Source organism: Polaromonas hydrogenivorans (genome assembly GCF_040105105.1).
GTDB lineage: Bacteria > Pseudomonadota > Gammaproteobacteria > Burkholderiales > Burkholderiaceae_C > Polaromonas > Polaromonas hydrogenivorans.
In genome coordinates, this window is record NZ_CP157677.1 from 107,882 (window position 1) to 134,881 (window position 27,000).

Annotated in this window: 27 protein-coding genes and 8 pseudogenes; 12 read left to right on the forward strand and 23 right to left on the reverse strand. The window is 60.8% G+C overall.

Annotated elements, in window-relative coordinates:
• Nucleotides 1-63: 63 nt before the first annotated feature.
• The 4 genes and pseudogenes from ABLV49_RS23210 to ABLV49_RS23225 all read right to left on the reverse strand — a co-directional run.
• A pseudogene (locus ABLV49_RS23210) lies at nt 64-1,323 on the reverse strand (recombinase family protein); the annotation flags it as partial.
• On the reverse strand, nt 1,320-1,610 hold the full coding sequence (locus ABLV49_RS23215; RefSeq protein ID WP_349282482.1) for a hypothetical protein: 291 nt from the start codon (nt 1,608-1,610) through the stop codon (nt 1,320-1,322). The pseudogene ABLV49_RS23210 and the gene ABLV49_RS23215, both read right to left, overlap by 4 nt.
• Entirely contained in the window at nt 1,610-2,074 is a 465-nt protein-coding gene (locus tag ABLV49_RS23220; RefSeq protein WP_349282483.1) for a helix-turn-helix domain-containing protein, read from the reverse strand. Before ABLV49_RS23220 ends, ABLV49_RS23215 begins: the two co-directional genes overlap by 1 nt.
• A gap of 210 nt (nt 2,075-2,284) precedes the next feature.
• A complete protein-coding gene (locus tag ABLV49_RS23225; RefSeq protein ID WP_349282768.1) occupies nt 2,285-2,482 on the reverse strand; it encodes a DUF5372 family protein in 198 nt (65 codons plus the stop codon).
• On the opposite strand from ABLV49_RS23225, the gene ABLV49_RS23230 reads away from it, so the two are divergent.
• From ABLV49_RS23230 to ABLV49_RS23240, 3 genes are all read left to right on the forward strand, one after another.
• Nucleotides 2,435-2,566 (forward strand): hypothetical protein, encoded by a 132-nt coding sequence (locus tag ABLV49_RS23230; RefSeq protein WP_349282485.1) that lies wholly within the window; start codon nt 2,435-2,437, stop codon nt 2,564-2,566. The two genes, ABLV49_RS23225 and ABLV49_RS23230, sit on opposite strands and share 48 nt — an antisense overlap.
• Entirely contained in the window at nt 2,563-2,928 is a 366-nt protein-coding gene (locus ABLV49_RS23235; RefSeq protein WP_432280036.1) for an integrase core domain-containing protein, read from the forward strand. The genes ABLV49_RS23230 and ABLV49_RS23235 overlap by 4 nt, the downstream gene beginning before the upstream one ends.
• A gap of 357 nt (nt 2,929-3,285) precedes the next feature.
• Complete coding sequence (locus ABLV49_RS23240; RefSeq protein ID WP_349282487.1) at nt 3,286-3,669, forward strand: H-NS histone family protein; 384 nt, start codon at nt 3,286-3,288, stop codon at nt 3,667-3,669.
• A 144-nt stretch (nt 3,670-3,813) separates the two neighbouring features.
• Here ABLV49_RS23240 and ABLV49_RS23245 read toward each other — a convergent pair whose 3' ends face one another.
• A complete protein-coding gene (locus tag ABLV49_RS23245; protein ID WP_349282489.1) occupies nt 3,814-4,257 on the reverse strand; it encodes a universal stress protein in 444 nt (147 codons plus the stop codon).
• A 668-nt stretch (nt 4,258-4,925) separates the two neighbouring features.
• Here ABLV49_RS23245 and ABLV49_RS23250 point away from each other — a divergent pair.
• The 4 genes from ABLV49_RS23250 (at nt 4,926) to ABLV49_RS23265 (ending at nt 7,867) form a co-directional block, all read left to right on the forward strand.
• Nucleotides 4,926-5,375: an RNA recognition motif domain-containing protein gene (locus tag ABLV49_RS23250; RefSeq protein WP_349282491.1), complete on the forward strand. Its 450-nt coding sequence runs from the start codon at nt 4,926-4,928 to the stop codon at nt 5,373-5,375.
• 345 nt (nt 5,376-5,720) lie between these two features.
• Complete coding sequence (gene yghU, locus ABLV49_RS23255; protein WP_349282493.1) at nt 5,721-6,596, forward strand: glutathione-dependent disulfide-bond oxidoreductase; 876 nt, start codon at nt 5,721-5,723, stop codon at nt 6,594-6,596.
• Nucleotides 6,597-6,636: 40 nt separating this feature from the next.
• Entirely contained in the window at nt 6,637-7,269 is a 633-nt protein-coding gene (locus tag ABLV49_RS23260; RefSeq protein ID WP_349282495.1) for a glutathione S-transferase family protein, read from the forward strand.
• A gap of 109 nt (nt 7,270-7,378) precedes the next feature.
• Nucleotides 7,379-7,867 (forward strand): hypothetical protein, encoded by a 489-nt coding sequence (locus tag ABLV49_RS23265; RefSeq protein WP_349282496.1) that lies wholly within the window; start codon nt 7,379-7,381, stop codon nt 7,865-7,867.
• Nucleotides 7,868-8,299: 432 nt separating this feature from the next.
• Here ABLV49_RS23265 and ABLV49_RS23270 read toward each other — a convergent pair whose 3' ends face one another.
• The 5 genes and pseudogenes from ABLV49_RS23270 to ABLV49_RS23290 all read right to left on the reverse strand — a co-directional run bounded on the left by ABLV49_RS23270 (nt 8,300) and on the right by ABLV49_RS23290 (nt 12,299).
• On the reverse strand, nt 8,300-9,610 hold the full coding sequence (locus tag ABLV49_RS23270; RefSeq protein WP_349282770.1) for an IS4 family transposase: 1,311 nt from the start codon (nt 9,608-9,610) through the stop codon (nt 8,300-8,302).
• A 310-nt stretch (nt 9,611-9,920) separates the two neighbouring features.
• Nucleotides 9,921-10,353, reverse strand: a pseudogene (locus tag ABLV49_RS23275) (barstar family protein); the annotation flags it as partial.
• A 902-nt stretch (nt 10,354-11,255) separates the two neighbouring features.
• Nucleotides 11,256-11,441, reverse strand: coding sequence for a hypothetical protein (locus ABLV49_RS23280; protein WP_349282498.1), 186 nt, complete (start codon nt 11,439-11,441; stop codon nt 11,256-11,258).
• Nucleotides 11,357-11,809, reverse strand: a complete 453-nt coding sequence (locus ABLV49_RS23285; RefSeq protein WP_349282772.1) for a DUF1326 domain-containing protein — start codon at nt 11,807-11,809, stop codon at nt 11,357-11,359. The genes ABLV49_RS23280 and ABLV49_RS23285 overlap by 85 nt, the downstream gene beginning before the upstream one ends.
• A 16-nt stretch (nt 11,810-11,825) precedes the next feature.
• Complete coding sequence (locus tag ABLV49_RS23290) at nt 11,826-12,299, reverse strand: hypothetical protein (protein WP_349282500.1); 474 nt, start codon at nt 12,297-12,299, stop codon at nt 11,826-11,828.
• 17 nt (nt 12,300-12,316) lie between these two features.
• On the opposite strand from ABLV49_RS23290, the gene ABLV49_RS23295 reads away from it, so the two are divergent.
• Nucleotides 12,317-12,691, forward strand: a complete 375-nt coding sequence (locus tag ABLV49_RS23295) for a DUF2182 domain-containing protein (protein ID WP_349282501.1) — start codon at nt 12,317-12,319, stop codon at nt 12,689-12,691.
• Nucleotides 12,692-12,865: 174 nt separating this feature from the next.
• On the opposite strand, the gene ABLV49_RS23300 is transcribed toward ABLV49_RS23295, so the two are convergent.
• Both ABLV49_RS23300 and ABLV49_RS23305 read right to left on the reverse strand, forming a co-directional pair.
• On the reverse strand, nt 12,866-13,087 hold the full coding sequence (locus ABLV49_RS23300; RefSeq protein WP_349282504.1) for a universal stress protein: 222 nt from the start codon (nt 13,085-13,087) through the stop codon (nt 12,866-12,868).
• Nucleotides 13,088-13,337: 250 nt separating this feature from the next.
• Nucleotides 13,338-13,545, reverse strand: a pseudogene (locus ABLV49_RS23305) (dodecin).
• Nucleotides 13,546-13,839: 294 nt separating this feature from the next.
• Between ABLV49_RS23305 and ABLV49_RS23310 the strand changes: the two are divergent.
• Nucleotides 13,840-14,208 (forward strand): single-stranded DNA-binding protein, encoded by a 369-nt coding sequence (locus tag ABLV49_RS23310; protein WP_349282506.1) that lies wholly within the window; start codon nt 13,840-13,842, stop codon nt 14,206-14,208.
• Nucleotides 14,209-14,431: 223 nt separating this feature from the next.
• On the opposite strand, the gene ABLV49_RS23315 is transcribed toward ABLV49_RS23310, so the two are convergent.
• The 5 genes from ABLV49_RS23315 to ABLV49_RS23335 all read right to left on the reverse strand — a co-directional run bounded on the left by ABLV49_RS23315 (nt 14,432) and on the right by ABLV49_RS23335 (nt 17,221).
• Nucleotides 14,432-14,599, reverse strand: coding sequence for a hypothetical protein (locus tag ABLV49_RS23315; RefSeq protein WP_157040556.1), 168 nt, complete (start codon nt 14,597-14,599; stop codon nt 14,432-14,434).
• A gap of 361 nt (nt 14,600-14,960) precedes the next feature.
• Nucleotides 14,961-15,320: a hypothetical protein gene (locus ABLV49_RS23320; protein ID WP_349282508.1), complete on the reverse strand. Its 360-nt coding sequence runs from the start codon at nt 15,318-15,320 to the stop codon at nt 14,961-14,963.
• A 538-nt stretch (nt 15,321-15,858) separates the two neighbouring features.
• Entirely contained in the window at nt 15,859-16,116 is a 258-nt protein-coding gene (locus tag ABLV49_RS23325) for an FAD/NAD(P)-binding protein (protein WP_349282509.1), read from the reverse strand.
• Nucleotides 16,097-16,444: an FAD/NAD(P)-binding protein gene (locus ABLV49_RS23330; protein WP_349282511.1), complete on the reverse strand. Its 348-nt coding sequence runs from the start codon at nt 16,442-16,444 to the stop codon at nt 16,097-16,099. The genes ABLV49_RS23325 and ABLV49_RS23330 overlap by 20 nt, the downstream gene beginning before the upstream one ends.
• A gap of 282 nt (nt 16,445-16,726) precedes the next feature.
• Complete coding sequence (locus ABLV49_RS23335; protein ID WP_349282513.1) at nt 16,727-17,221, reverse strand: phage tail protein; 495 nt, start codon at nt 17,219-17,221, stop codon at nt 16,727-16,729.
• Between the two features lie 616 nt (nt 17,222-17,837).
• On the opposite strand from ABLV49_RS23335, the gene ABLV49_RS23340 reads away from it, so the two are divergent.
• Nucleotides 17,838-18,686: a lysozyme inhibitor LprI family protein gene (locus ABLV49_RS23340; RefSeq protein ID WP_349282515.1), complete on the forward strand. Its 849-nt coding sequence runs from the start codon at nt 17,838-17,840 to the stop codon at nt 18,684-18,686.
• 1,010 nt (nt 18,687-19,696) lie between these two features.
• Here ABLV49_RS23340 and ABLV49_RS23345 read toward each other — a convergent pair.
• Together ABLV49_RS23345 and ABLV49_RS23350 are read right to left on the reverse strand one after the other, a co-directional pair.
• Nucleotides 19,697-20,005, reverse strand: a pseudogene (locus ABLV49_RS23345) (DNA-binding protein).
• Nucleotides 19,995-20,326: pseudogene (locus ABLV49_RS23350) on the reverse strand (type II toxin-antitoxin system RelE/ParE family toxin). Before ABLV49_RS23350 ends, ABLV49_RS23345 begins: the two co-directional pseudogenes overlap by 11 nt.
• Before the next feature lie 515 nt (nt 20,327-20,841).
• Between ABLV49_RS23350 and istA the strand changes: the two are divergent.
• Nucleotides 20,842-22,403 (forward strand): annotated as a pseudogene (istA, locus tag ABLV49_RS23355) (IS21 family transposase).
• A 23-nt stretch (nt 22,404-22,426) separates the two neighbouring features.
• A pseudogene (istB, locus tag ABLV49_RS23360) lies at nt 22,427-23,155 on the forward strand (IS21-like element helper ATPase IstB); the annotation flags it as partial.
• 133 nt (nt 23,156-23,288) lie between these two features.
• On the opposite strand, the gene ABLV49_RS23365 reads toward istB, so the two are convergent.
• From ABLV49_RS23365 to ABLV49_RS23380, 4 genes and pseudogenes are all read right to left on the reverse strand, one after another.
• Nucleotides 23,289-24,320: an IS3 family transposase gene (locus ABLV49_RS23365; protein WP_349282517.1), complete on the reverse strand. Its 1,032-nt coding sequence runs from the start codon at nt 24,318-24,320 to the stop codon at nt 23,289-23,291.
• Nucleotides 24,317-24,832 carry a transposase gene (locus ABLV49_RS23370; protein WP_349279284.1) on the reverse strand — a complete coding sequence of 172 codons (516 nt, stop codon included), beginning with the start codon at nt 24,830-24,832 and terminating at the stop codon, nt 24,317-24,319. The genes ABLV49_RS23365 and ABLV49_RS23370 overlap by 4 nt, the downstream gene beginning before the upstream one ends.
• Nucleotides 24,833-24,911: 79 nt before the next feature.
• Nucleotides 24,912-26,171 (reverse strand): annotated as a pseudogene (locus ABLV49_RS23375) (recombinase family protein); the annotation flags it as partial.
• The gene (locus ABLV49_RS23380) at nt 26,168-26,923 is read right to left on the reverse strand and encodes a helix-turn-helix domain-containing protein (RefSeq protein ID WP_349282519.1); all 756 of its coding nucleotides are present in this window, start codon (nt 26,921-26,923) and stop codon (nt 26,168-26,170) included. The gene ABLV49_RS23380 and the pseudogene ABLV49_RS23375, both read right to left, overlap by 4 nt.
• Nucleotides 26,924-27,000 lie beyond the last annotated feature (77 nt).

A 27,000-nucleotide genomic window follows, 5' to 3' on the forward strand; every position in this document is an offset into this window, starting at 1 on the left:
TGCGGATAACCCGCGGAAAATCGGAGGCGACAACTAGTCTGACACAGGGGGAACGTGGGCATGGCGCATGCGGTCGGCCTCTTCAAAGCGAGACTGCAGTTCCTGTTGAACGACCAGCGACACCTCCAGTGCAACCGGATTGACCGCCTCGATGAGCACCGCTGCGACCGCTTGGTCAATGCCGGTTCCGGGGACGCGTTGGCACACCGCTTGACCGTGCTTGATGCGTTCGCGCTGGCAGATGTAGTCGGGACACAGTTGACCATGACGATCGTGATAGCGAACCGTCATGCGTTGACCGCAGCGCCCACACAAGACCATTCCTTGCAGCAACGCAGGGCCCTCGCGCGGTGGTCCGCGGCGCCGATCGGTGCCCATCGCCTGCGCGTTGGCATGCAGGCGATGCTGGTTGAGCTCGAACTCCTCCCAAGAGATATACCCCGCATGGTTACCAGGGATCAACGTGACCCATTCATCGCGCGGCATTCGACGCAGCCGGGTGCGGCCATCAATGGTCCTGATCGTATGGCAACGTCCATAAACAAACGCTCCGGCGTATCTGGGACTGTGCAGCACACGAAGCACCTGGTCGTGAGTCAGGCTGCCCCACAGCAGTTCGCCCTTGTGGGGACCCTTGGCGCAGCGCCGCGGGAATGCCAACTTCTCATCGCGCGCGGCCTTGACCGTGGCGCAGGCCGAGCCGGTGCGGGCAAACGCAGCGAACAGCCACCTCAGGCAATGCTGGACTTGCTGATCAGGATCGAGCACGAGCGTGCCCTCGCTGGTGTAGACCAACCCCACGGGCGGGCGCATCTCCAACTCGCCGCGGCGCGCCTTGTTCAAGATCCCGCCCTGCAGGCGCGCCCGCAGCACATGCAGTTCAGCCTCGCTCATGGTGCCCTTCAGGCCGAGCAGCAGTCGGTCGTTGAAGTGTGCTGGGTCATAGACACCATCCTCGTCGCAGATCAGCGTCGAGGTGAGCGCGCAGATCTCCAGCAACCGATGCCAGTCCATGGAATTGCGTGCCAGGCGCGACACCTCCAAACCCAGCACGATACCAGCGTGGCCCATGCCGACTTCAGCGACCAAACGCTGGAAGCCCTCGCGATCCGTTGCGGCGCCGGACTGGCCCAGATCGGTATCGATGACGATGACTCGTTCCTCTGGCCAGCCAAGCGCCACGGCGCGTTGGCGCAAGCCGTACTGGCGCTTGGTGCTCTCGGTGTTCTCGAACACTTGGCGCAGCGTCGACTGGCGGACATAGAGGTAGGCGTCGCGCTTGAGGTGACTGGCCTGCACCTTCTGGTGGTGATCATTCATCATGCGATGGCCTCCTGCCGATTGAACAAAACCATGCTGGCCAGCAGCATTGCAACGTCCCTGTGCAATTGCGCTGGACAGATCTGCTGGTCACCCTGTGGCGGCGCCGGCGTCGGTGTCGGCGCCACACACTGACTCCACGCCTGCATCCAGGCGCACATACCGCGACGGGTGAACAAAGCCAGGCCCTGGGGTTGTACGGCAGATCGGCCCAGCACTTGTTGGCGCAGATCCTCGTAGCGTGCAACCAGACTGTCGCCGCGCGGCAAGGGCGCTGGCGACACCGGCATCAGCGCCGTTTTTTTTTGCGCAGCAACTGCCGCTCGATGCTGCGAGGGTGAACTTGCACCCCAAAACTTTGGCGCACCAACTCGGCTAGGCGCTCCGCACGAATATCCGGATCGGTAGCACGCGCCTCGCAGATGAACTGCAGCACCGTTGGCGTGAGTTTGTGGCCCCCGTGCGGACCACTCTTGTGGGCAAGCAAACCGGCCAGGCCGCCGTTGTCGAAGGCCGTCATGGCTTGGTAGAACGAGGGACGCGAAAAGCCGCAGGCCTTGGCAGCCTCGCTGATCGAGCGCTTGTCGATGTTGACCAGTCGCAGCATCTCGTACTTGACCTGCACCACATCGTCGGGGTCGAAGAACTCGTTGCTGGCGAACAGTGCGTGAGTGACGCCGTGCGGACGCGGGTTGAGCGCAGCGTGTTGGCGCAGGACCGCTTGCTTGTCGTGCTTGTCTCGATCTATGGGCATGGACCCTCCTCGGATCAGAGCAATCAATAAATGTAAATATAATTATGTGCAGTATGGTGACACTGTCAAGGTGATGACTGCAAGCGATAGGAAATTTCGTGTGCAACATGCAGGTCTGATTCCCATGCCAGAAGCATCGAACAGATGCAAGCCAAGACGTAATCTCCTTTACACTTTGCACAATATCTTCTTTACACTGAAGGGGCCGGCTCATGACTTTATTGCCTCGATCAGTTGCACTAATTCGACAAGCTCCTGAGCCCGGAACGCGGCACGTCCCCGCGCCACAGCATTGAAAGGGTCCTCGGCGACCAGGTCGGTCCAGACCGCCGGCATTGAGTGCGAGCCTCCCGCTGCGTCGTGAAAAAAAACCCTGTCTTCGCGCCAGTTCCTGCCACGCTCGACCAGATCGAACTCCTGACCGAACAGCGGATGGTGCGGATGGGTTACGCGAAAAGGTCGTCGTTCAACGTCGCCATGCGGCGCAGTTGACTGCTCGCTCCAATCCCTACGTCGAATCAGCGTTCAGAACGCTGAAGTACCGCCCCGAACTGCCTGTCAAGCCGTTCGAGAACCTGCTGGCCGCAAGGCGCTGGGTCACCGAGCTGGCCCATTGGTACAACCACGAGCATCGCCACAGCGCCATTGGCTTCGTGACACCGGCGCAGCGCCATGCCGGCCTGGACCGGGCACTGCTTGAGCAGCGCGCGCTCGTCTATGAACAGGCCCGCCAGGAAAATCCTCAGCGCTGGTCAGGGCAGCCTCGCCAGTGGGCGCATGTCGATGTCGTGCACCTCAACCCAGAAACCAAGCAACAAACCAAGGAGCCTGAATCCAAGCAAAAAACAGCCTGACTCACTTCACTTCAGGCGACAACTTCCTTGACAGCCACCGCAATGGACACGGCGTTGACGTCCAAAGCGTAAAGACAAAGTTGTTCGCGTTTCTTGTGGATAACGTTGTTGATGAGGAGACAAAAATCCGTCTAAACCAAGTCCGGGCGCGGCTTTCTCAAGGCTGCCTGCATTTTACGCAATGCTGCTGGTGTGGCTATCCAGTGCGCGCGGGTCGCGCTTTTGATTGCCGGCGTCATTGACGCTTTCGCGCCCGTTCGCCAATGCGTCAAAGCCCTCGAGGAAACCGAACAACGAAGACGCACGCTCCCTAGGGGCAGTACGATACGTGCTGCTACAACTCTAGAAGAACCCAAAATGAACGAACTTGTCAAACTCCGCCAGCAAATTTTCGACATGGAAAAGCAGGCCGCTGAACTGCAGAAAAAGAACCGGCCTGCCGTGTTGACCCAGTTGCGTGAGCAAATGGCCGCCTACGGCATCACCGCCGAGGAGCTCAGCCGTCCGGCGGCCAGGGTACAAAAGCCAAGGCAGCCACTGGCCAAAGTAGCGAGTCCGACAAAAGGCAAGAAGCCGGCCGTGCCGTCGCCCGCGAAATACCGCGGACCCGAGGGGCAGGAATGGACCGGCCGCGGAACCGCGCCGAAGTGGCTCAACGACTTGCTCGTCGACGGCAAAACCCGGGAAGATTTCCTGATCGATCAGAACCGGGCCGCCTCTGGCAGCGCAGCAGCAGAGTAAACAAACAGGCGGCCCGAATCGGGCCGTTTTCTTGTCTGGACAGCGCCATCCATACCGGTTTGCTTCATGAAGGTTGTGACTAACTAACCACTGACGCGCTCTGGAGCTCAAACTTTTCGAACAGAGCGCCCAGATCAACTGCCCTTAGCGCAGCACTAGCACGGGAAGCCGGCTTTCGATGATGACGTTCTTGGTATGCGAGCCAAATACGAATTTACCCACCCGGCTGCGCCCGTGCGTGACCATGACAATCATGTCGGCGCCTGCTTTTTCGGCCTCGTCAACGATGGTCTGATCGACCGTGTAAGAGGTCACATGATGGGCGGTGAACTGCACCCCTTTGGCTTGGGCGCGCGTTTCAAACTGTCCCAACAAGGCTGCAGCGTGCGCTTCATTTTTGGCTTCATGGTCCTTGATGCGATTGATGAACTCATCACCACGCTGGGCGTTCGTTGAAAGCGGCAGATCGGGCTCGACCACAAAGCCCGTGATGCGCGCTCCCAATTGAAGAGCGAGTTCAATGCTGCCATCCATCGCACGGTGGGAAAGTTCGGAGCCGTCAACGGGCACAAAAAGATGCTTGTACATGGGTGATGAATCCTCAACAAAAAAACAATGAACGTCTGCGCCTCAAACAGCAGGCGCAGCGCTGAAAGTTCAGTGTAGCCAGTTCACGGAACTGCTTTTGGCCATGGCCGGCAGAGATGTCTGCCATCTTACCGGGCACTGTTGAAAAGAGCTTCTACTCTTGGTAGCCACCTGGCGTCCTGCTGGAGCCATCGAGTCCCCAGGGCCGTTTATCATGCGGGCTTTTGTATGTTCGCCGTGCCAGTGGATCAGGCGAGTGGGGCAGTGGTGCCGGAGTGAACTGCCAAGCACGTCCAGACGCTGTTGGGTAAACCCTCAGATCCATCCCAGGGCGCAAGGCCATGTGCGCGCCGAGGACAACGCTGAACGTTCATGGACAGCTCGGTCGGTAGCGATGGTGAAACTGAAGAGTAAAACGGGATGGAGAAACGGGATAGTTGAGGATTCTGGCTGGACCGTGCGTTTCCACCGCTGGACACGCGTGTTGCGGGCAAGGAATGCTGTTGCCCGCGCTTCCTGACGCATAATTTCAACTGTGCGGGTGCCACAGCATTCGCACAGCGATCAGGTGATCGGTCAGTTTCGCAGGCGACGGCGCTTCTTTTCGTGTGTGTTTTGCTTTCGGAACCCCATCGCTTTTGTTTTTGTGTTTTTCGAGGAATCCCTTCATGGGCAACAAACTATACGTCGGCAACCTGCCTTACACGGTGCGAGACGAAGACCTGCAGCAATCGTTTGGTCAATTCGGCGCAGTCACCAGCGCCAAAGTCATGATGGAGCGCGACACGGGTCGCTCCAAAGGCTTTGGCTTTGTCGAGATGGCCAACGACGCCCAAGCGCAAGCGGCCATCAACGGCATGAACGGCCAGCCTTTGGGCGGGCGCAGCATCACCGTGAACGAAGCCCGTCCGATGGAGGCACGTCCTCCACGCACCGGCGGCTTCGGCGGTGGCGGCGGTGGCGATCGTTCCGGTGGAGGCGGTTATGGCGGTGGCGGTGGTGGCGGTGGTGGCGGTTATGGTGGCGGCGGTGGCCGTTCGGGTGGGGGCGGCTATGGCGGTGGAGATCGTTCTGGCGGCGGTGGCTACGGCGGCGGTGGTGGTCGCGGCGGCTACTAAGCCCTGCACACCCGGCCAACGGCAAAGTTGGCGCTTGACACCAACTGCCCTGGCCTTGCGCTGAGCAAAGCAAAGCATACAAGGCTTCGGAACTTCGGTTTTGAAGCCTTTTTACCTTGAAGGGCCTGAGCAGGTTGGCGCCCACGCACAATTGTCTCCTGCTGTCGATTTCAGTTGCCCCTCCCTGCAAGCCGCAAGATCCGCTCAGCGCAAGAATTGCAGTCTTTTGAAGCGGGGACAGCCAGCATCGCCAGCATGGATCAAACTTCCATTGACCGCGATCCGCGTACCATGCGTCTGGAACCCCCACCCAACAAGCATCAATCACGACAGACTGCCTTGCCCATGGACAACTCTTCCTCTTACACGCCGCCCAGGGTCTGGTCTGGCATCAAGGAAAACGGTGGCCGCTTTGCCAGTATCAATCGGCCGACCGCGGGCCCGACCCATGACAAGGAGCTGCCGGTCGGGCGCCATCCGCTGCAGCTGTATTCGCTGGGCACGCCCAACGGCGTCAAGGTGACGGTGATGCTCGAGGATCTGCTGGCCGCAGGGCACACGGGCGCCGAGTACGACGCCTGGCTGATCCGGATCCAGGAGGGCGACCAGTTCGGCAGCGGTTTTGTCTCAGCCAATCCAAACTCCAAGATCCCGGCGCTGGTGGACCGCAGCGGACCGACGCCGGTCCGGGTGTTTGAGTCCGGCGCGATCCTGATGTATCTTGCCGAGAAGTTCGGCGCCTTTCTTCCCGCAGACGGCCCCAAGCGCGCCGAATGCCTGTCGTGGCTGTTCTGGCAGATGGGCAGCGCGCCTTTTCTGGGCGGGGGTTTCGGTCATTTCTACGCTTACGCGCCAACAAAAATAGAATACGCGATCGATCGGTACGCGATGGAGGTCAAGCGCCAGCTTGATGTGCTCGACCGTCGCCTCGCCGAGAGCGCCTATCTGGCGGGGGACGAGTACACCGTTGCCGACATGGCGGTGTGGCCCTGGTACGGCACGCTGGTCAAGGGTCAGCTGTACGAAGCGGGTGAATTTCTGCAGGTTCAGGCGTACAGCCATGTGCTGCGCTGGACAAACCAGATTGCCCAGCGTCCGGCCGTGCGGCGCGGCCGCATGGTCAACCGCACCATGGGCGCGCCATCGAGCCAATTGCACGAGCGCCACGATGCGGGCGACTTCGACACCAAGACCCAGGACAAGCTGGCCGCGCCGCTTTGATGCTCAGCTGCCTGTCCTGTCCTCCAAGCGGAATGCAACCATGATCACTCTTTACGACTGCGCCACCGCGCCCAGCCCGCGCCGGGCCCGCATTTTTCTCGCCGAAAAGGGCGTTGCTTATGAAACGGTCCAGGTGGACCTGAGGAATTCCGAGCAATTGAGCAGCGCCTACCAAAAAATCAATCCGCAGTGCACGGTCCCAGCGCTGCGCACTGAAGAGGGGGCCGTGCTGACCGACAACGCGGCGATCACGGCCTACCTGGAGGCGCGTTACCCGGAGCCACCGCTATTGGGCACCACCCCGAACGAAAAGGCGCAAATTGCCAGCTGGAACTGGCGCGTCGAGTCCGAAGGGCTGCTGGCCGTCGCCGAAGCGCTGCGCAACAGCGCGCCGGCCATGGCCAACCGGGCGCTGCCCGGGCAGATGGACTACCCCCAGATTCCCGAACTGGCGCAACGCGGCCTGGCAAGGGTGCAGCAGTTCTTTGTCATGCTGAACGACCGCCTGGCTGATCGCAACTTCATCGCTACCGACAGTTTCTCCGTAGCCGACATCACCGCAGTGGTGGCCGTTGACTTTGCACGCGTTGTGAGAATCAAGCCAGGCGAACAACACCCGCACCTGCAGCGCTGGCGAGCGGCGATGGCCCAGCGGCCGTCGATGTCTGTCTAGACGCGCAATGCCCAGGGGAGCAGCGTCATGACGTGTGGCCTGCGGCACCAGGCCTTGCCTTTACGGTGCACTCGCGCTAAATTGACCGACCTTAACAGGCGCAAAACACATGAGCCATCTGGAACGCAGCCCGGTCAAGGCGGAACTGGACCGTCTCACCATGAAGTTTTTCCATGCTATGTCTTTCGAGTTCGGCGAAGCGCCTTCGCACGCAAGCATTGCAGCCTTGTTTATTGAACGCGGCTTGCTCATCATAAACGTCGGCTCTACACCCGAGATCTCATCCGTTCAGGAGTTCATTGCGCCACGCGAGGCGCTGGTGAGCTCGGGCATGCTCACGCGGTTTCATGAGTCCGAGATTCTGGGAATCCACCGTGATCTTCGGCAACGTGGCGCATCGATTCAGTGCCTATGCCAAGTCTGGCACATTGAGCGCAAAGCCGTTCGAAGCCCGAGGGATGATCTTCACGCAGTTTGTCAACACGCCTGGCGGCTGGAAAATGCGTGCCATGGCGTGGGACGACGAGAGGCCCGGTCTTTCTATCGGCAAGGTGACGGAGCATTCAAGGTGAAGAACACAGAGGCTGCCAGTAATTGAACATAATTTTTTGAAGCGCTAACGCTCCGTACAAGACATTCCACGATGGTGATCGTGTATGGCAACAAACTACTCGAACTGATAAATTGAGCCGTTAAACCGCATTGCCTGGCACAGTCTTGCAGCCGCTTATCTACGCTGGCACGGTAGTGCTTTTCCTTCCAATCAAAAAAAGCAGCAGGCAGTTCCAGCCATTGCGGCCTCACAGCTCTCAAATGCATCCTTCAGCAGGCCGTCGGCACCGGGCAGCGATCGATCGGTCACGACTTGCCTTGGCTAAACACCAGATTTCCCACCGAGGATAAATCGCTACTTCAGCCGACTTTCCATGCTGGCGCATTGTCGCCTTGGGCTGGGTTGCACTCGGAGCTGCTTTTGAAGCAAAACGGGTCTCGGTGCAGGATCGCCATCAGGCTTTTAAAAGCACCCCTTTCAAGGTCTTTGTTCCGCCGCTGCCTTGAGCACCCGGGCCGTGGAAACATGTGCCCGAGCCTTGGCTCCCGCGACCCATCCCCTGGGTTTTTCGATCTTGGGGCCGCGTTTGCTCGTGGCCACTTGCCGGGGGATGATGCGGCGCGCCAAGGCCAGCAGGCGCTGCACCACCTGATCGGTGTCCTGTGGCGCCCAGTTCGGCCAGTGCGCTGGCGGCACGGCGATGAGCAAGCCCTCGTAGGCGCCCCTGACATGCTGGGCCAGGTGGTAGGTGGAGACATCGAGCTGCGGCGCCTCCTTGAGGTGGGCATGCTCCACGCAGCGCTTGAGCAACGACAGCAGGTTGTAGGCCAGCACCGCCACGGTGAAGCCCAGCAATGCCGCGCGCGGATGGCCCAGGGTGGTGATCTCGCTGTGCAACACCGATTCGAGCCGCCCGAACATGCCTTCAATGCTCCAGCGGCGCCGGTAAAGGCTGGCAATCTGTTCGGCGCTGATGCTTTCGGGCAGGTTGCTCCACAGCCACAGCACGGACTCACCCGACTCCGTGGGCTGGTCGAGCTGCAACTCAATGCGCCGCCAAGGCGCCTGGCCCTCGTCGAGCTCGATGGCTTGCTCGCGCACCAGTCCCGTCTCGCAGCGGCCCGCTTCCCGCCAGGGGCTTTCCTGCACGATCACCGGGTGTTTGCTGTGCTGGCGCACGATAAAGCTGGCCTGGGCCTCGTGGCAGCGCTGCAGGATCGTGCGGGTGCAAAAGTGGCGGTCTGCGATCCAGATCTGGCCCGGCCCGGCGCTCTCAAAAAGGGGCATCACGGCGGTACGCTCGCTTTCGTAGGCGTCCTCGCAGGCCAGCAGATCGACCACCTGTGCCAAGTCAGGGTCGTACACCACCAGCGAGTGCCCGGGCAGGGCAGCACCCCGGTGCCCGCGCAGGGGCGCCAGGCGCTTTTGCGAGCCGGGCAGGTGGTTGCCATCAACGATGCGCAGCTGCCAGCCGGGCACACACCCACCCACGTCCAGCGCCGCAGCGATGGGCTGCAAGCGCGTGCTGCTGCCCTGTACCAGGGCGCGCAGCAGCGGCAACTCCGTGCGCTTGACCTTGTCGTAGAGCGCGGCCAGCGACACGGGCAAGTGTTCCATCTTGCGCGCGGCCGCATGCAGCGAAGGCTGCAAGCCCAGGCACACCAGGGACATCAACTCAACGACCGTGGAAAACAGCAACTTCCGCGGGTACTGGCGCTGGCGGTTAGCTTCGAACACCTTGTCGATCCAGGCCGCCGGCATGGCCTGCTCCAGCGCAATGCGCGCCATCACGCTGGCCGGCGCCTGCTTTTCAAATCGTTCCAGTACCTCTTGCCACATGCTCCTGGCCTCCGCAGAGTAAAAAATGGTGAGGCGCAAAGCTTACTCAAAGACCTTGAAAGGGGTGGCTTTTAAAAGCCATTTCTATTTATGCTGCCAAGCGCCAGTAATGCGCATTGAACGGGCTGCTCATGCGCAGCGCCAGCGGGGAGATGTCGCACAGCTTGTCGGTCGGCATGGGCTCGTCGCCATCCATGAGGATCGGCTTGAGAAGGTCTTTTTGGCCTGCGGGAGTGGGGACCGGTTTGCGGGCGACGGCAAAGGTGTAGAAGCATCGAAAGGGAAGCTTGCGTTCCGCCCAGTAGTCCGCAGCATAACGAAAAATGTCCAGGAGTTGCTCGCGCGCTTCCTTGTCAAACTTGGCATGCGCCGGGATCTGTTCGATCACCACGATAAAGCCCAGTGGTGTCGTCGGTTTGGGCATGTGCTCGGTCAGGCCCTCTTGACAGCGCCTCCATGCTCTTGGAGGACAACTCCGGCAAGGCGCACTGCGCGGCGAGCAGGTCCACGATGTCCTGCTTGCATTTGGCATTGCCCAGGTCGGCATACAAAAAAGTATGACCGAGATCAACTGCTGCCGCTTGTAATTCTTGCCGGCTCAAAGCGCGTATGGCCTGCACGATGTTGGGACGCACACCCTTCAAGGGAACGTCGTTCTGCGGTCTTGGGTTATTGAGTTCGTATGTCAACATATGTGCAGGTGGGATGGGTAGATGATCGAGGCAGCGCTTCATGCGCGAATCGATCATGGATAAAGTAAACAAACTCAGGACCTGAGCGCCTCAGGGCATCAGGTCCGGCTCATAAGGAATTCGCCCAAATTGCGGTTTCTATTCTTGGCATGCCGCCGCGAGCGCCACAGGCCCAGGCCGTGATTTCGACAGGTTTGACACGCCTGCGCGTACTAGACGGATTGGCACCGTGGATCGAGGCCAAACCAAAGAGGGATGGCAACATGCAAAGATTTCCAAAATCAACAAACGCGCTGAGCTTGTCGGCATCAAGCTGGTGGGGTCTTGGCAAGCTTGTCCCTTGCGCTGCACACCGAGTTGTCAAGAAGTGGGGTAGGAAAAAGAACTGCTCGATACCTTTAAAGCAGGATACAGGCACGACTATTTGCTCGCACTTTTGCAGCCCAGTGGACCTACCTGATTCAACAGACAAAAAACTAAGGTTTTCCTTACTGCTGGCGGGCAGTTTTGCCCTATATAGGGTTTTTACGCAAGCCGCGGGGCTGTATTGAAGCGCGTGGCTGTCCCAGATCGGCCATGCAGCGCAGCAGCAAAGTAAAAATACAGGCAACTGGAATCGGCCCGCCTTTAAGGCCCGGCGCCATGCTGACCCGCCCGGTGTGCAAATCAAACCGATCGCTGAGCGTTCCCGGCGGTAGGGGCTCCAGCCCAGTTGCCCTTGGCCAAGCTGCTTTTCTGCCGGGAGGCGCTGACCGCCGCCCATGAGTTGAAAGAGCACGCGGACAAATCAACCCGCCCAGGCAAAGGGTGCAAAGTGCCCGTTGCGCATGCCGGTTGCGTCCTCCCAGTCGATGCCAAATGCGTGAAAGCGGCTGCGCGTCGCCCTGGCAAGAGACAGCCGGCTATTGACGGGGATGCGCGACGTTGTCAATGCCGATGGCCTGGCCGGGCGCGGTGACACTTGCCAGTCCTTCGCAAGCCTGGTTCACCAGTTCTCCAGCGCTCACTGAATACACCAGTGCGTTGGCCTCGAAGCGGATCGGCCGCTGCTCGACGCCTGCGATGCGGCCAACGAGCGGTGCGAGCATGGCCATCGGCCCCCCCGGCTGACCCCGGTGGCAATCGCACGGATCGCCTCCACTTGCGGCGGCGAAGCCGCTTCGTCCACGATAAGCCCGACAGCGATGTTGCCCTGACCCATCGGGCCCGGCGAATGCAGCATCACAATGAACGACAGGCCGTCGAGTCTGACACCGTCTTTCTCGCCTTTGTCGATGTGCAGGGCGACCGCAGCCTTGCAGTCGCCCTTCGGTCGGCTGCGCCGTGAGGTTGGAGGTGAGGCAGGGGCAAAGAAATGCGCAATTGCATGTCTCCATATATTGCCCGGTGATAGTCCAGGTAGACATCGCGATACTCCTTCAGGAAAAGGTCGGCTTGCTACCGGCCTGCAGAAGATCTATTGTCAAACTAGTTTATGCCGATGTTTGCGCGTGTGCAATGCGGCCTTTCTGGCCGTCAACGCACGAAGGGAAGGGATCGATGCAACAGCAAGAGCGTGCTTCGGCGGACAAGCCGCCACCAGGCATGGGTTCCCTCGTCGCCCGCCAGCCCATGCTGACGATGGGCATCCTGGCCGTGAGCGTCATCGGCTGGGCGGTCCTGGCCTGGATGGCGGTTGACATGGAGCACCCTTTTGCCCAACTGACGATGCCCGACTCTTCAAACTGGAGCGTCGCCAACATGCTGGCGATCTGGACCATGTGGTCGCTCATGATGGCCGCGATGATGCTGCCCTCGGCACTTGCCCATGGTCCTGACGTTCGTCCAACCTCAGCGGGCGCAGCCGACAGCGGGCGCGAGGATGCAGCTTCGTTGCCGCCTATGTGCTGGTCTGGCTCACCTTCAGCGCGGGGGGCGGCGGCCGCCCAGAGGGCGTTGCAGGCCATGGGCTGGGTCAACCCCCATGATCGTCAGCACATCCGCCTGGCTGACGGGACTGTTGCTTGTCGCCTCCGGCCTCTACCAGTTTTCGCGGCTCAAACACCTGTGCCTGTCACGCTGTCGCACACCGGTGGTTTTTTTGCTCGGGCAGTGGCGCGCTGGCGCATCCGGGGCCTTTGTCATGGGCGTGCAACACGGACTGTTCTGCCTGGGCTGCTGCTGGGCGTTGATGGCCTTGCTGTTCGTGGGTGGGGTGATGAACCTGGCCTGGATCGCTGCGCTGTCGATGGCCGTGGCGATCGAGAAACTGGCGCCCGGTGGGGAGCGAATGGCCAAAGCCCTCGGGCTGGTGCTGATGGCCGCCGGGCTGCTCAAGCTGGTGGTGCTCATGGCTTAGGAAGGGAGGCAGCCCGGTTGGCTGCCGCAGGCAGCGTGCTTGTCGCATCCCTGAACAGGCACTTGGACCTCGTTAACATGCCAGGGCCGCTCGCTCGGGGTTTCGTGGATCCCATTGACGCCCCGGACACAGGCGGCTTGAAAACGTCGACGCCATGCTACATGCCGCGCCCTTTCACTGCGTGATCACGACCAGCACGCTGCACGGTGCCTGCTCGATCAGCGCCTTGGAGACCGAGCCCCGCCACCACCGCGCCGCCCATCCCTCGAGATGCTTGTGACCGACCACGATCAGGTCGGCCTCGATCCGGCGGGCACACTGCGTGATTTCACTCACCGCATCCCCGATCACCACCTCGCCGCGCGCGCTCAAACCCGCATCGGCCAGCCTGCGCACGCCAGTGTCGAGGATTGCCTGGTAGCGGGTTTTTTTCGCTTTCCTGCACCGTTTCGTTATAGACGACGCCCTCCGTCCCGACGGAGGCCAGGGGAAATGGCATCACGGCAATCAGCGTCAGGTTGGAATGGCTCCACTGGGCAATTTCATGGCAGTCCAGCAAGGCCTGCTGCCCGGGGGGCCGAGCCGTCATAAGCCAGCAAGATTCGTTTGTACATGGCAGACCTTCAAGTTTTAAGAGGGCTGGCGACTATTCCAGCGTGAAGCCGATTCTCAGGGGACACCTGCCAGTGCGCCACCTTGCCATCGACCACATGGCCCCGGGTTTCGGTGAGGGTGAATCACTGGATGCTGCGCACCGTCTCATGCGCCCTGGCGATAGCGGTGCTCACGGCCTCTTCCATACTGGCTCTGGACGAGCCGGTCAGCTCCAGCAGCTTGCAGGCAGGGTGGCTCATCGCATGGCCCCCAGAGTCGATCGGCCTGTGCAGCGAAATCTTACGCGCTGTGCGATGGAACTACAAACACACAGCCACACGAGCAAGCAGCGAGGTGATTGCTCAATTCCTTGAAGGCCAGAAAGATGGGCAGCCTATGTCCCCTACACTGAGCCCAGCTTGGCAACGCTTGAGCTACCCGCTAAAAAGCGGCATGAAACCCAACCTGGAGCCACTCCATGATCGAAGCCCTGGTAGCGGGCAAGCTGCACGGCCAGCCCGTCCAAAAGACCGGCAGGACGGGGAACGCTGTTCGTGGTCGCCAAGGTGCGCGCCCATGCCGGCGACACCGATGTGTTCGTGAACGTGATTGCCTTCAGCCAGGCCGCTTGCGAGGCCCTGCTGGCCCTGGGTGACGGCGACGCCGTGGCGCTGGCCGGCAGCCTCACGCCCCAAGGCCTGGACAGACCGCGACGGGCGCTGCCCGCCCCCGCGCTAGACCTGGTGGCCAGCCAGGTCTTGACGGCTTACCATGTGAGCCGCAAGCGCAAGGCGCTCGAGCGCAGGCCGCCTGGCCCGTCCGACTCCCAGCAGGCAAGCCGGCACGATGAGCTTGACGATGGCGCTCCGCCTGGACTTTTGAGTCCACCCCCTCTCATCGATCAAGGACAGGCAAAGCCGTAATTTCTGCTTTGCCCGTGGGGGAGTTCATCGATGCCGCGGCGATGAGCTCATGCCAGAGATGGACTTCGAGCCTGGAACGCAAGACGTCCTTGAGATTGCACGGCCAGCAGCCTCGATTGTCCTGGCTTGCAGGGTGATCCATGCTTTGCCGGCATCACTGTCAACTCCGCATCAGTGCCAAGACCGACAGTCCAGGCGCAACCTGCATCGACTGGGCCTGAATCTACACGCTGACGTTGGGAGCCCACGCAGCGATCACCAGCATGCAACCCATCAGCGTCAGGCCAATGGACATCCGCAGGCGCAGGCGACGTTTCACTCGGGCTCTGTGATCGCAGTAATCGCGGTAGTCCCCGTTGTTCCAGTTCACGCTGCGGTTGAGAAAAAACATAGCACTTCCTTGTCCATGCGTTGTTGATGTGCTTACTTGCGCAGTGCAGCTCGACCCTTTTGCACTGCCGCGTCGCACCTGCGTTGTCTGGATCCAGTTTCGTCAATGCAGTGCTTATTGCCCATCACTTCAAATGGTTACTTCCTTGAAGTTTTGATACGCTGTGTTTTAAGCTCATCCATGAGAACCCTTGCGGAACCCATGGCGGTTTTTGAAGCTCGAACCAGGTCAGTACCATTGTGTAAATCACGTAAACATAAGCAAGTAAAGACTTCTGCAAAAAAGACCAAGACAGGCCTTTCAACGAGAGGGCCTCTTCAGCCGTCAGCGAATACGGCTTGCCCCCAGGCTGCTCAAGATGTCAGGGAACGATGCGGTAGATTGCGCAGCAATGAACATCGCTCCGAGTGAACATCGCTCCGAGTGGATCGCCAAAGGTACCCGCCGTTGGCGGCCCTATCACGCGGACTGCCCGTTGTTTCGTGCCCTTGGCGGTCAACGCCCGGCAATGCTCATCGACCGCGAAGCCGATACCGCATGCATCGGGAGTGAGCCAGCCCTTGTCCATCAAGGCAGACAGAAATGGATTCGATGAAACCCTCGCCAGAACGTCCAGGCCCGTGCAATTGATGATGACCTCGAACGCTTCGCACCGCCTGGCATTGCCCTGTCTGGGCGCAAAACAAACCTGCAGCGAGCCGCTTGCTTCAAGCGCAGCCACTGACTGAATACGGTCGGCCCTGAATACGACGCGCCCCTGGGCCTGCGCGGCCCGCACCAGGCTTTGAGTTTTGTGGCGGCGAGCGAAAGCGGTGCACGTCGTACCAGGTCCGCGCTTTCTTCAGAAAGCGTCGTTTTTCCGCTGTGGGCAACAGGGGCCAGGTCCGCCACACCACGTCGCGCAGCTCATCAAAGGCCAAGTGCCAGCTTGCGCCCTGCGCCTGGACCTCCCCAATACGCTGTCGAAGCGCCCGGATCCAGGCTCGCAACGTTGGCTCAACCCCCGGTTGCGTGAGAAAGTCCGGCGCCGGCCCAGGATTCGATCCAGCATCTGGCGGCCCGTGGCCGTTGCAGGCGCAACCGGCACGGTCGGGGGCGGTGAAAGCGGTCCGGCAGAGGGCGCCTGGGGACGTGGCTGCAATCCGCGTCTTGAAATGCTCACCACCCTGCCCGTGTGCCCTTGCCGCAGGAGTGTTGCCAGCACATCGAGCGCGGTCAAGCTGCTGCCGATGATCAAGACGTCGGCTTGAGCAGGAATTTCAAGCAACCGTTGGGTGTCGAGCGGATTTCAATGACCCGGGATGTGCTGCCAGCGAAGCGTCCAGCGGCGCTTGCAGCCTCGGTTGCGGATTGCCGGTGGCGATGATCAGCAGGTCGCACACCAGTGCGTGCCCTGCATCGGTCACCAGCTCGATCGAATCGCCTTTTTCCAACGCATCGACTGCGCGGGCTCGAAGATGCGTGATGGTCGATTGCGTCGCTGGCCATTGAGCGTGTTCACGGAAGGCAGCTTCCATATACCTGCCAAAGTCGGCACGCCCGCACGAAAGCGCTGCCATCGGGCAGCAGCGCCTGCGGGTCAGCCGAAAAGAGGTCTTGCTTTTCACACCATCGCGTGAAATGCCCTGAGTCCTCAGGGTCGATGGAGTGAACCCAGGTCGGACCATTCAAGCGGTGATCGGGATCGGTGCTCGAATAGGCCAGGCCCAGGCCAACCCGGTCACGGGGCTCGATGAGGGTGATGTGCAATGGTGCCGGGCTGCTTCTGACCAGCTGGACCGCCGCACAGACACCGCTGAAGCCACCTCCGACAATTGCAATATGGCTCGGTTTATCAGACAACACTGTGTGCTCCATCGCGTTTTTCGGGGATGCCAGGATGACCGCCGCCTTGCCCGGCCGCATCACCGCATCACCGCATCACTGCTAAATACCGGAAACCGGCAACGATTCATTCCATTTCAAGCACAGGGAAAAAGCCGTTAACTTCATCTGATCTATTGGAAGGATTTGTACGCTGTGACGTGGAAAGTTTTAAACGGCTACTTGACCCTATACGCAATGGACTTCTGCACATTCAGCGCCACACGGGGAAATTACGCAGCCTGCAAGATGAAAACGAGCAACTCAAGCGCGCACTGGTCCCGGACCCCACACTCGAAGGCGGGGTCGTGTGCCAATAAAGCCGCACCTGCCTGTGAATCCTCCCCCCAAGGCTATGCCTCGACCAAGTAGTGGGCAAGGCATATTAGGACCTGGACGGATATATCCCTCCAACGCAATGCAAAAGTGCGTGTTGGGATCTGGCTCTTTACCCTTCAGATTTGGCAATGCGAAGGTCGTAGCACCGTCTCCTCCATAGGTTGTGCCCAGTAAACTGAAGAGGGCAGTATTTTGCGAAATGGCCATGAGTTGCCCTTCGCAGAATGCCCAGCCGTTTGGGGCGAAGTTATACGGAAGTAGTTGAATTTGACCTAGAAATGGTTCCATGGTAAGGCTCCCTATGGTGGCGGTAAAGCGCGATGAACGGTAGGGGCACTGTTGGCGAATTGTCAAGTTCATGACGCCAGCGGGGCGAAGCGCGATGTTCGTGTTTTCTCCCGAGGCTGGCCGGTTAGGCATGCCGTGATCCGCTTGACATTCATGGCGACCCCCGTCACCCCATGCTGCAGGCTCGTTTTGGCCAAGCCCCGGTAACGCGTGCGGCGCAATCCGAGCAAGCCTGATGCGCCACAACAGAAGGACAAACATGCTTGACCATCGCGAAGCCCTGGCCGCTCGACTCAAGCATTGTCAATGTGTCAGCGTTGGGAAGCTGGCTAAGACGTGTCATCATTTACAGAGCGCACAGCGCTGAAATGCGGACTCAAAGCATCAACATCGAGTGAATTTCACTGCTGCCATTTGTCTATGCAGCCAGCATCAAGCTATCAAGGGCCGAGCTGCAGGTTGAGCCAAGCTTTCACCTTACCTCCCATGCCTGGGTCGCATTGACATTGCCAAGAAGCGCTTTTTTCGATCAATGGGTGAAGTCCTACCCTCGCGCTCCCCGTGCCGCGCTATGGTATCGGCATGGTCATCATCAAACGTCAGGGAGTCAGCTTTGCATCCGCGCTTGGGCGCGGGGCGGCAGCCGTAGCGGGCGCATGGCTGTTGATGCTGGGTCATGGCCGCTTCATCGCCTGTACCCGATCAACCGAAGGCAACGGCTGCGCCGCAGAGCGCAGCACTGACGCCCGTGCAGCGAGCCGCCTGTCCCTTGCAGCCGGCAGCGACAGTCGCCGGCAGGAAGGACGGGAAATTTACCCTGCAGGCCGACTTGTCCGGCATGACCGCGAGCCATATCGCCTCGTTCATTGTCCTGGGCAAGGAAGCGGCTGCGGCAGGCCGGCCGCGCGACGCCGAAGTGGCGTTCCTGATGTCATGCCGGGTGGCGGACAAGCTCAAGGGGATGGACTCCGTCGAGTCCGCCGACGCGAAGTACCAGCTGGGCTGGCTTTATGCGGGGCTCGCCCTGGAGGACGGCTCTGCCAGAGCCAGCCGCGCCGAGCTGCGCAGGCGTGCCGAACGCCTATACGCGGACAGCCTGCGCACGTACTTGGCCAGGTACGGCCAAGCCCATGAAAAGTCACGGTTTGCAGCCGCAGGGCTGAAGGCGCTGGACCAGCCGGTCAGGTCGGTGCAGGAGGGCACTTCAAAGCCTTCCCAAGCCTTGATGCCGCCATCGCAGGCCCGCCGCAATGAGGCCGCACAAGCGGCTCCACCAGCGCCGCACGAGCCGGGCGCGGCAACATCGCCCGGACCGAGTTTCGACTGCGCCAAGGCACGCTCTATGCCCGAGAAGATGATCTGCTCGGACGCCGAGCTTTCCCGACTCGACCACGAACTAGGCCGGGTGTACGCACGGGCCAAAAACGCGGCCTCCGACGGCGGCGCCTTTCGGCACCAGAACAGCGAAGAGTGGCGCAGGCGCGAGGCGACGTGCCGGGACCGGGAATGCCTGCTGCGCTGGTATGCGAACAGGCACGATCAGCTGATGAATATCATGCAAGGGCAGGAGCCAGCGCCATCGACGGTCTCCCGATAAGCTATTTTGTGGCGACGCTGAGAGCTTTACTTCGTTTGCGGCCCTGCCTATATTGGCAGCGGCATCAAGCAAGTCGACCATGTCCTGGTGTCCACATACCTGTGGAAGGTGCTCTACAGCCTGAAGCAGCAGCGCGCCGGAAACCATCAATCGACGAGACACGCGAGTATTCGACCGCCTCGATGTCTGATCTGAAGAAGATGGTGGGCATCAGCGTGTTGCCGGGGTTTTCCCAACAGGTGCGGGATTGTGGGATGAACTGCCCAGGCCAGGCGCACGGCGTGACAGTCAAGACAGCCTCCACGGCGATCAGCGATACCTGCAGTGAGAGCCTGATGCGGGACACTGAACATAATTCCTAGAAGCATCCAGGCTTCCAAGGGGCTGAACTACATTTGCACATTCCACGATGTATCTTATGTTAAGTTAATGTTAAATTTGATTGATCAGCTTGTGCAAAAATGCTTTCAGACATCGTCTTGCCAGTTTTCCTGCGCACGATGTGCTGGCGCAGCGGTCTACTGGGTTCGCGCCGGTGATAGAAGGTGTGATAGAACGCGCTATGGCGGCCATTGAGCTGTTGAGCTTTCGAACAGGACCGGCTACGCTTTGGCCACCTATAGGGACAAAGGATCTGATGAAGTTTTCTCTTTTCAAGCCGCCGATGGACCGGCACCTGCTCAAATCGCGCGAATACCTGGAGGAGGCCAAAATCAAGCGGGTCGAGCATCAGGCCGCAGCCGAGCACCACGGCGCCTTGACGCAGCTGTATGCCGAGCGCATCTGCCGCATCGAGGCTGAAATCAGCCAGACGTTGCAGGAAGGCTTAAAGAGCAGCCCGCCGCTGCCAGCCGCTGACAGCCAGAGCGTTCCCCCGCAATCCGACTCGGTGCTGGTCTACGCGCCCCGGGCCTTTGCAAGCCTGAGTCTGGCGCCTGCCCTGGCCTTACCGGCCTTATTGACGAATCGTGATGCGGTCAGAAAAAGGTGTTTATCTGCTGTGCCTTGGGTCATGCATGTGCCCCTGGAGCCTGCATGGGCTGGACGGCCAGGCGCATCCCATCGCTTTCAAAATGGCAGAAAGACTGCTGAGCGCAGGGTTGCCTTCTGGTGACAAGGTGCGGTAAAGCTGTGTCGGGTTCAGGTGTGCCTGCTCGGCGATGGTTTGCACGCCGCCAAATGCTTTCGTCATTGTCGCAGTACGGTCAACAACTCGCCCTGATCGCCATCCTCAAGAATGCTGCTGAGCAATTGGGCCGCGTAGGCGGGGTCTTCCGGTACACCTGGGCCATTGCATCGTCGTGTGCTCTATCTTTCATCGTCCGTTCTCCTTTGCCAGTCTTGCCAATACTCACAAGCGCGATCTATGTCCGCATCCTGCCCCCGCTTGTCGCCACCGCACAGCAGCAAGACGATCTTCTTGCCTGCCATGGCGTAATAAACACGATAGCCCGCCCCCACTCAATGCGAAGCTCCCACACGCCATCGCGACAGAACTTATGGTCGCCAAAGTTGCCCTGCTCCACCCGAATCACCCGCCGATCTATCGCAATTCTGGCGGTGGTATCACGCTGCTTTCGCAGCCAGTCAAGGTAGACATCTTTCTCCTCGCTGGTTAAATAATGGCGAATTTCATACATGCCATATTTTCGTTTAAAAACGAATATTTTTCAAGCTGCTCATGCGACATTTGAACTCAGGTATTTGGGCACGCCCACTTGCCTAGCCCGATGGCTTTGCTTTGCGTAGGTAACGGTGGCTGTCAAGGAAGTTGTCGCCTGAAGTGAAGTGAGTCAGGCTGTTTTTTGCTTGGATTCAGGCTCCTTGGTTTGTTGCTTGGTTTCTGGGTTGAGGTGCACGACATCGACATGCGCCCACTGGCGAGGCTGCCCTGACCAGCGCTGAGGATTTTCCTGGCGGGCCTGTTCATAGATGAGTATTCCGGACCAACGTGACCGGTGATTCCGGGATCGTGACCGACATTCCGGTGAACGTGACCGGAGGGATTCCGGCAACGTGACCGCTGATTCCGACGAACGTGACCGATGTCTTTGGTCACGACAGTCGGCACGGCGGTATACGCCGTCGGCACGGTGTTGCGCATGAACGAAACCCGGCGTGGCGTGTAGCTTCGATGCTTTTTGCAAAGAGACACATGCCCGCCTTAAGGATCAATATGCGCAAACTCAAAGACGCCCTGCGTCTGAAATTCGAGGGTGGACAGTCCCATCAACAAATCGCCGGTGCCCTGGGGCTCTCCAAAGGTGTCGTCACCAAATACGTGGGCCTGGCCGTCGCCGCCGGGCTGGACTGGCCGGCCATTTCAGCCCTGGACGAAGCCGCGCTGGAGCGACGCCTGCTGGCGTCGTCTCGCGCCAGCCAGACCTATGCGCAAGCCGACTTCGGGCGGCTTCACCAGGAGCTTGGCCGCAAAGGGTGTGACGCTCATGCTGCTGTGGGAGGAATACTGCGCCCAGGTCGGCGACGAGCACCGTGCGGACTGGCCCCTGAAGCCCTGGCGCTACTCGCAGTTTTGCGAGAACTACCGCCAGTTTGCCAAACGGCTCAAACGCTCGATGCGCCAGGTCCACCGCGCCGGTGAGAAACTCTTCATCGACTATGCCGGCCCGACGCTGGCCCTGAGGGTGCACGGGCAGGAAATTGGCCGCGCCAACCTCTTTGTGGCGGCCATGGGCGTGTCGGGCTACTGCTTTTGCCTGGCTACGCCCGCGCAGACGGCACGCGACTGGCTGGGCGCCACCGCGCAGGCGTTGACCTTTTATGGCGGCGTGCCCCAGCTCATCATCCCCGACAACCCGCGCGCCCTGGTGACCAAGGCCGACCGCTACGAGCCGCTGCTGACCGACAGCGTGCAGGACTTTGCCCGTCACTACGGCTGCAGTGTGCTTCCTGCGCGCGCTTATCACCCACAGGACAAACCGAAGGTCGAGCTGAGCGTTTTTGCTGGTCGAGCGCTGGATCCTGGCACGCCTGCGCAAGCATCAGTTCACCAGCGTGGAGGAGGTCAACGACGCCATCACCCCCTTGCTGCACTGGCTCAACCAGCGTGCCTTTCAAAAGTTGCCCGGCAGCCGCGCCAGCGTGTTCGCGCAGATCGACGCACCGGCCCTGATGGCCCTGCCGCTGCAGCCCTGGGAATGGGCGGTCTTCAAGACGGTGCGCGTGCACATCGACAGCCACGTCGAATTCGAGGGCCACCGCTACAGCGTGCCCAACGCCCTGGTTGGCCTGGCGCTGGAGTTGCGCGTCACCGCCCATGCGGTAGAAGTCTTGCACCGTGGCAACCGGGTGGCCAGCCACATGCGCTGCGCCCACAAAGGCAGCTTTACCACCGTGATTGAACACCTGCCCGAGCGCCACCAGCACCAGGCGCAGTGGACGCCCGAGCGGCTCATCGCCTGGGGCCGCGCGTATTGGGGTGGCCTGTGCGGCCACGGTGCAAAAGATGCTGCAGCGCCAACCCCATCCCGAGCACGCCTACCGCGCCTGTTTGGGCCTGCTGTCCCTCTCCAAACGCTACGGGCGACGCCAGGCTGGAGGCGGCCTGCACCTTGGCGTTGAGCTTGGGCACCAGCAAATACACCCACATCCGCGACATCTTGCTCAACCGGCGCGACCTGCTGCAAGCGAGCACCACGCCAGAGTGGACATCGCCCCGCACACGCCCACGTGCGTGGCGCGAACTACTACCAATGAAACCCTTTACAGAGAATTCCAAAATGATGATGAACACCACCTTGAATCAACTGCGCAGTCTGCGCCTGGAAACCATGGCCCAGGCGCTGGAGCACCAGCTCCAGCAAAGCGGCATCGGCGCCATGAGCTTTGAAGAACGGCTGGCCTTGCTGGTCGACCGGGAGGTGCATGGCAGGCAAGACCGGCGCTGTGCGCGATTGCTCAAAACCGCCAAACTCAAATACCCGCAAGCGGTCATAGAAGATTTGGACAGCCGCAGCACCCGGGGCATTGAACGCAGCGCGGTGATGAGTCTAGCTTTGGGCGAATGGGTCAATGCCGGGCACGCCGTGCTGATCACCGGAGCCACCGGCGCGGGCAAGTCCTGGCTGGCGTGCGCGCTGGCCCAGCATGCCTGCCGGCGTGGCCACAGTGCGCTGTACCTGCGGGTTCCCCGCTTGGGCGAGGAACTGCGCATTCGCCACGCCAACGGCACCTTTACGCGCTGGCTGGACACGCTCAAAAACACGGACGTCTTGCTGCTCGACGACTGGGGCATGGCCGCCATGGACAGTCAAACCCGGGCCGATCTGCTGGAGATCATTGACGACCGGGCCAGCCAGCGCGCCACCGTCATTACCAGCCAGTTGCCCATTGAGCACTGGCACGAGTGGATAGGTGACCAAACTGTGGCCGATGCCATGCTTGATCGGCTCATGCAAAACCATCACCGCTTCACGCTCACGGGCGAATCGCTGCGTAAAAAAAAACCCGCCCGCAAAAGGGATCGCCGACAAGTAGGCCCCCACGGCAGGGGGCCTCCGGCGGCCTGGCAGGGGCCTATTCGTTCAAAAAATTCAATTCCACAGAAGGGCAAAACAGCCGGGAAAGCGGGCCGGCATAAAATCAAAACGCGCAACACCGACCCCCGGTCACGTTCGCCGGAATGCCGGTCACGTTGCCGGAATCAGCGGTCACGTTCACCGGAATACGCACATAGACGAGCGCGCGCTGCTCAAGCAGTGCCCGGTCCAGGCCGGCATGGCGCTGCGCCGGTGTCACGAAGCCAATGGCGCTGTGGCGATGCTCGTGGTTGTACCAATGGGCCAGCTCGGTGACCCAGCGCCTTGCGGCCAGCAGGTTCTCGAACGGCTTGACAGGCAGTTCGGGGCGGTACTTCAGCGTTCTGAACGCTGATTCGACGTACGGATTGTCATTGCTCACGGACGGACGGCTGCGCGTGTGCGCCACGCCCAGGCGCTGCATGGCCGCCAGCATGGTCTCGCCCTTCATGGGCGAGCCGTTGTCCGAATGCACCGTCAGCTGGCCCGGGCGAATGCCCTGGCTCTCACAGATGTCACGCAGCAACTGGCTGGCCAGCTCGGCGCTCTCGCAGTCAAACACCTGCCAGCCCACGATCTTGCGGCTGAACAAATCCTCGAACAGGTACAGGTAAAAGTGCTGGCCGCGCACCTGAGTGGGCAGATACGTGATATCCCAGCAGAACACCTGATCGGCTCCGGTGGCGGCAAGGGCGCGCGGCCGGCTTCGCTTTTGCGCTGCGCGCTCCGAGCGTCGATGGCCCAGTTGGCCCTGCTGTCGAAGTATTCGGTACATCGTGGACTCCGAGGCCACATAGACGCCGCGGTCGGCCAGGCGAGGCACGACTTGGCTCGGCGGCAAGTCCTTGAACGCTTCGCTGTTGAGCGTGGCCATCACCGCCTGGCGCTCGTCCTCGCGCAGCTTGTTGGGCGGGCACACATAGCGCCGCTTGCCCGAAGGACGCTGGTCGCCCTCGGCCGCCTGCGTGCGCTGCCAGCGCTGCACGCTACGGCAGGACAGCCCGATTTGATGGCAAGCCGGCTTCAAGCGCGCCCCGTCGGCGCAGGCCTTGCCGATCAGGCCGAGCAACTTTTGGCGCTGCTGGACGGACGTCATTTGTCCGCGCCCTCCAGCAGCGCCTGGAAGTTTTTTTGCAACACCAGCAAGGCGGCTACCTCGGCCAGCGCTTTTTCCTTGCGCCGCAATTCACGCTGGAGCTGCTCGTGCTGACGCTGGAGTTCTCGAAAGGCACCCGTTGCCTCGCGCGAGGCGGGCGCGACCGGGGTGCAAAACTCTTCGCGCCACTGCACCAACTGGTGCTCGAACACACCACGCTCGCGGCACCACGCCGCCAGTGCCGGGCCATTGAATGCGTAGCTTTCCTGCAGAGCCCTCAGGCGCTGCGATGGCGACCAAGATGCAGCCGGGCCGTCCAGCGCAGGGCTTGTCTCCCCGAGTGCCTGTTCGCCGGCCTTGGCCGAGTCCAGCACCCATCGCTTGAGGGTGCCGGCAGACATGTTCAGCTCGCTGGCAAGGCTCAGAATTGAACGCGCGCCGCGATGGCGGGCTTTGAGCAGTGCCTGCTCCTTGAATTCGGTGGAGTGATGGGAATGAGGTTTTCTGTGCATGAAATGTCGCTTGCGCTGCGGATAACCCGCGGAAAATCGGAGGCGACAACTAGTCTGACACAGGGGGAACGTGGGCATGGCGCATGCGGTCGGCCTCTTCAAAGCGAGACTGCAGTTCCTGTTGAACGACCAGCGACACCTCCAGTGCAACCGGATTGACCGCCTCGATGAGCACCGCTGCGACCGCTTGGTCAATGCCGGTTCCGGGGACGCGTTGGCACACCGCTTGACCGTGCTTGATGCGTTCGCGCTGGCAGATGTAGTCGGGACACAGTTGACCATGACGATCGTGATAGCGAACCGTCATGCGTTGACCGCAGCGCCCACACAAGACCATTCCTTGCAGCAACGCAGGGCCCTCGCGCGGTGGTCCGCGGCGCCGATCGGTGCCCATCGCCTGCGCGTTGGCATGCAGGCGATGCTGGTTGAGCTCGAACTCCTCCCAAGAGATATACCCCGCATGGTTACCAGGGATCAACGTGACCCATTCATCGCGCGGCATTCGACGCAGCCGGGTGCGGCCATCAATGGTCCTGATCGTATGGCAACGTCCATAAACAAACGCTCCGGCGTATCTGGGACTGTGCAGCACACGAAGCACCTGGTCGTGAGTCAGGCTGCCCCACAGCAGTTCGCCCTTGTGGGGACCCTTGGCGCAGCGCCGCGGGAATGCCAACTTCTCATCGCGCGCGGCCTTGACCGTGGCGCAGGCCGAGCCGGTGCGGGCAAACGCAGCGAACAGCCACCTCAGGCAATGCTGGACTTGCTGATCAGGATCGAGCACGAGCGTGCCCTCGCTGGTGTAGACCAACCCCACGGGCGGGCGCATCTCCAACTCGCCGCGGCGCGCCTTGTTCAAGATCCCGCCCTGCAGGCGCGCCCGCAGCACATGCAGTTCAGCCTCGCTCATGGTGCCCTTCAGGCCGAGCAGCAGTCGGTCGTTGAAGTGTGCTGGGTCATAGACACCATCCTCGTCGCAGATCAGCGTCGAGGTGAGCGCGCAGATCTCCAGCAACCGATGCCAGTCCATGGAATTGCGTGCCAGGCGCGACACCTCCAAACCCAGCACGATACCAGCGTGGCCCATGCCGACTTCAGCGACCAAACGCTGGAAGCCCTCGCGATCCGTTGCGGCGCCGGACTGGCCCAGATCGGTATCGATGACGATGACTCGTTCCTCTGGCCAGCCAAGCGCCACGGCGCGTTGGCGCAAGCCGTACTGGCGCTTGGTGCTCTCGGTGTTCTCGAACACTTGGCGCAGCGTCGACTGGCGGACATAGAGGTAGGCGTCGCGCTTGAGGTGACTGGCCTGCACCTTCTGGTGGTGATCATTCATCATGCGATGGCCTCCTGCCGATTGAACAAAACCATGCTGGCCAGCAGCATTGCAACGTCCCTGTGCAATTGCGCTGGACAGATCTGCTGGTCACCCTGTGGCGGCGCCGGCGTCGGTGTCGGCGCCACACACTGACTCCACGCCTGCATCCAGGCGCACATACCGCGACGGGTGAACAAAGCCAGGCCCTGGGGTTGTACGGCAGATCGGCCCAGCACTTGTTGGCGCAGATCCTCGTAGCGTGCAACCAGACTGTCGCCGCGCGGCAAGGGCGCTGGCGACACCGGCATCAGCGCCGTTTTTTTTTTGCGCAGCAACTGCCGCTCGATGCTGCGAGGGTGAACTTGCACCCCAAAACTTTGGCGCACCAACTCGGCTAGGCGCTCCGCACGAATATCCGGATCGGTAGCACGCGCCTCGCAGATGAACTGCAGCACCGTTGGCGTGAGTTTGTGGCCCCCGTGCGGACCACTCTTGTGGGCAAGCAAACCGGCCAGGCCGCCGTTGTCGAAGGCCGTCATGGCTTGGTAGAACGAGGGACGCGAAAAGCCGCAGGCCTTGGCAGCCTCGCTGATCGAGCGCTTGTCGATGTTGACCAGTCGCAGCATCTCGTACTTGACCTGCACCACATCGTCGGGGTCGAAGAACTCGTTGCTGGCGAACAGTGCGTGAGTGACGCCGTGCGGACGCGGGTTGAGCGCAGCGTGTTGGCGCAGGACCGCTTGCTTGTCGTGCTTGTCTCGATCTATGGGCATGGACCCTCCTCGGATCAGAGCAATCAATAAATGTAAATATAATTATGTGCAGTATGGTGACACTGTCAAGGTGATGA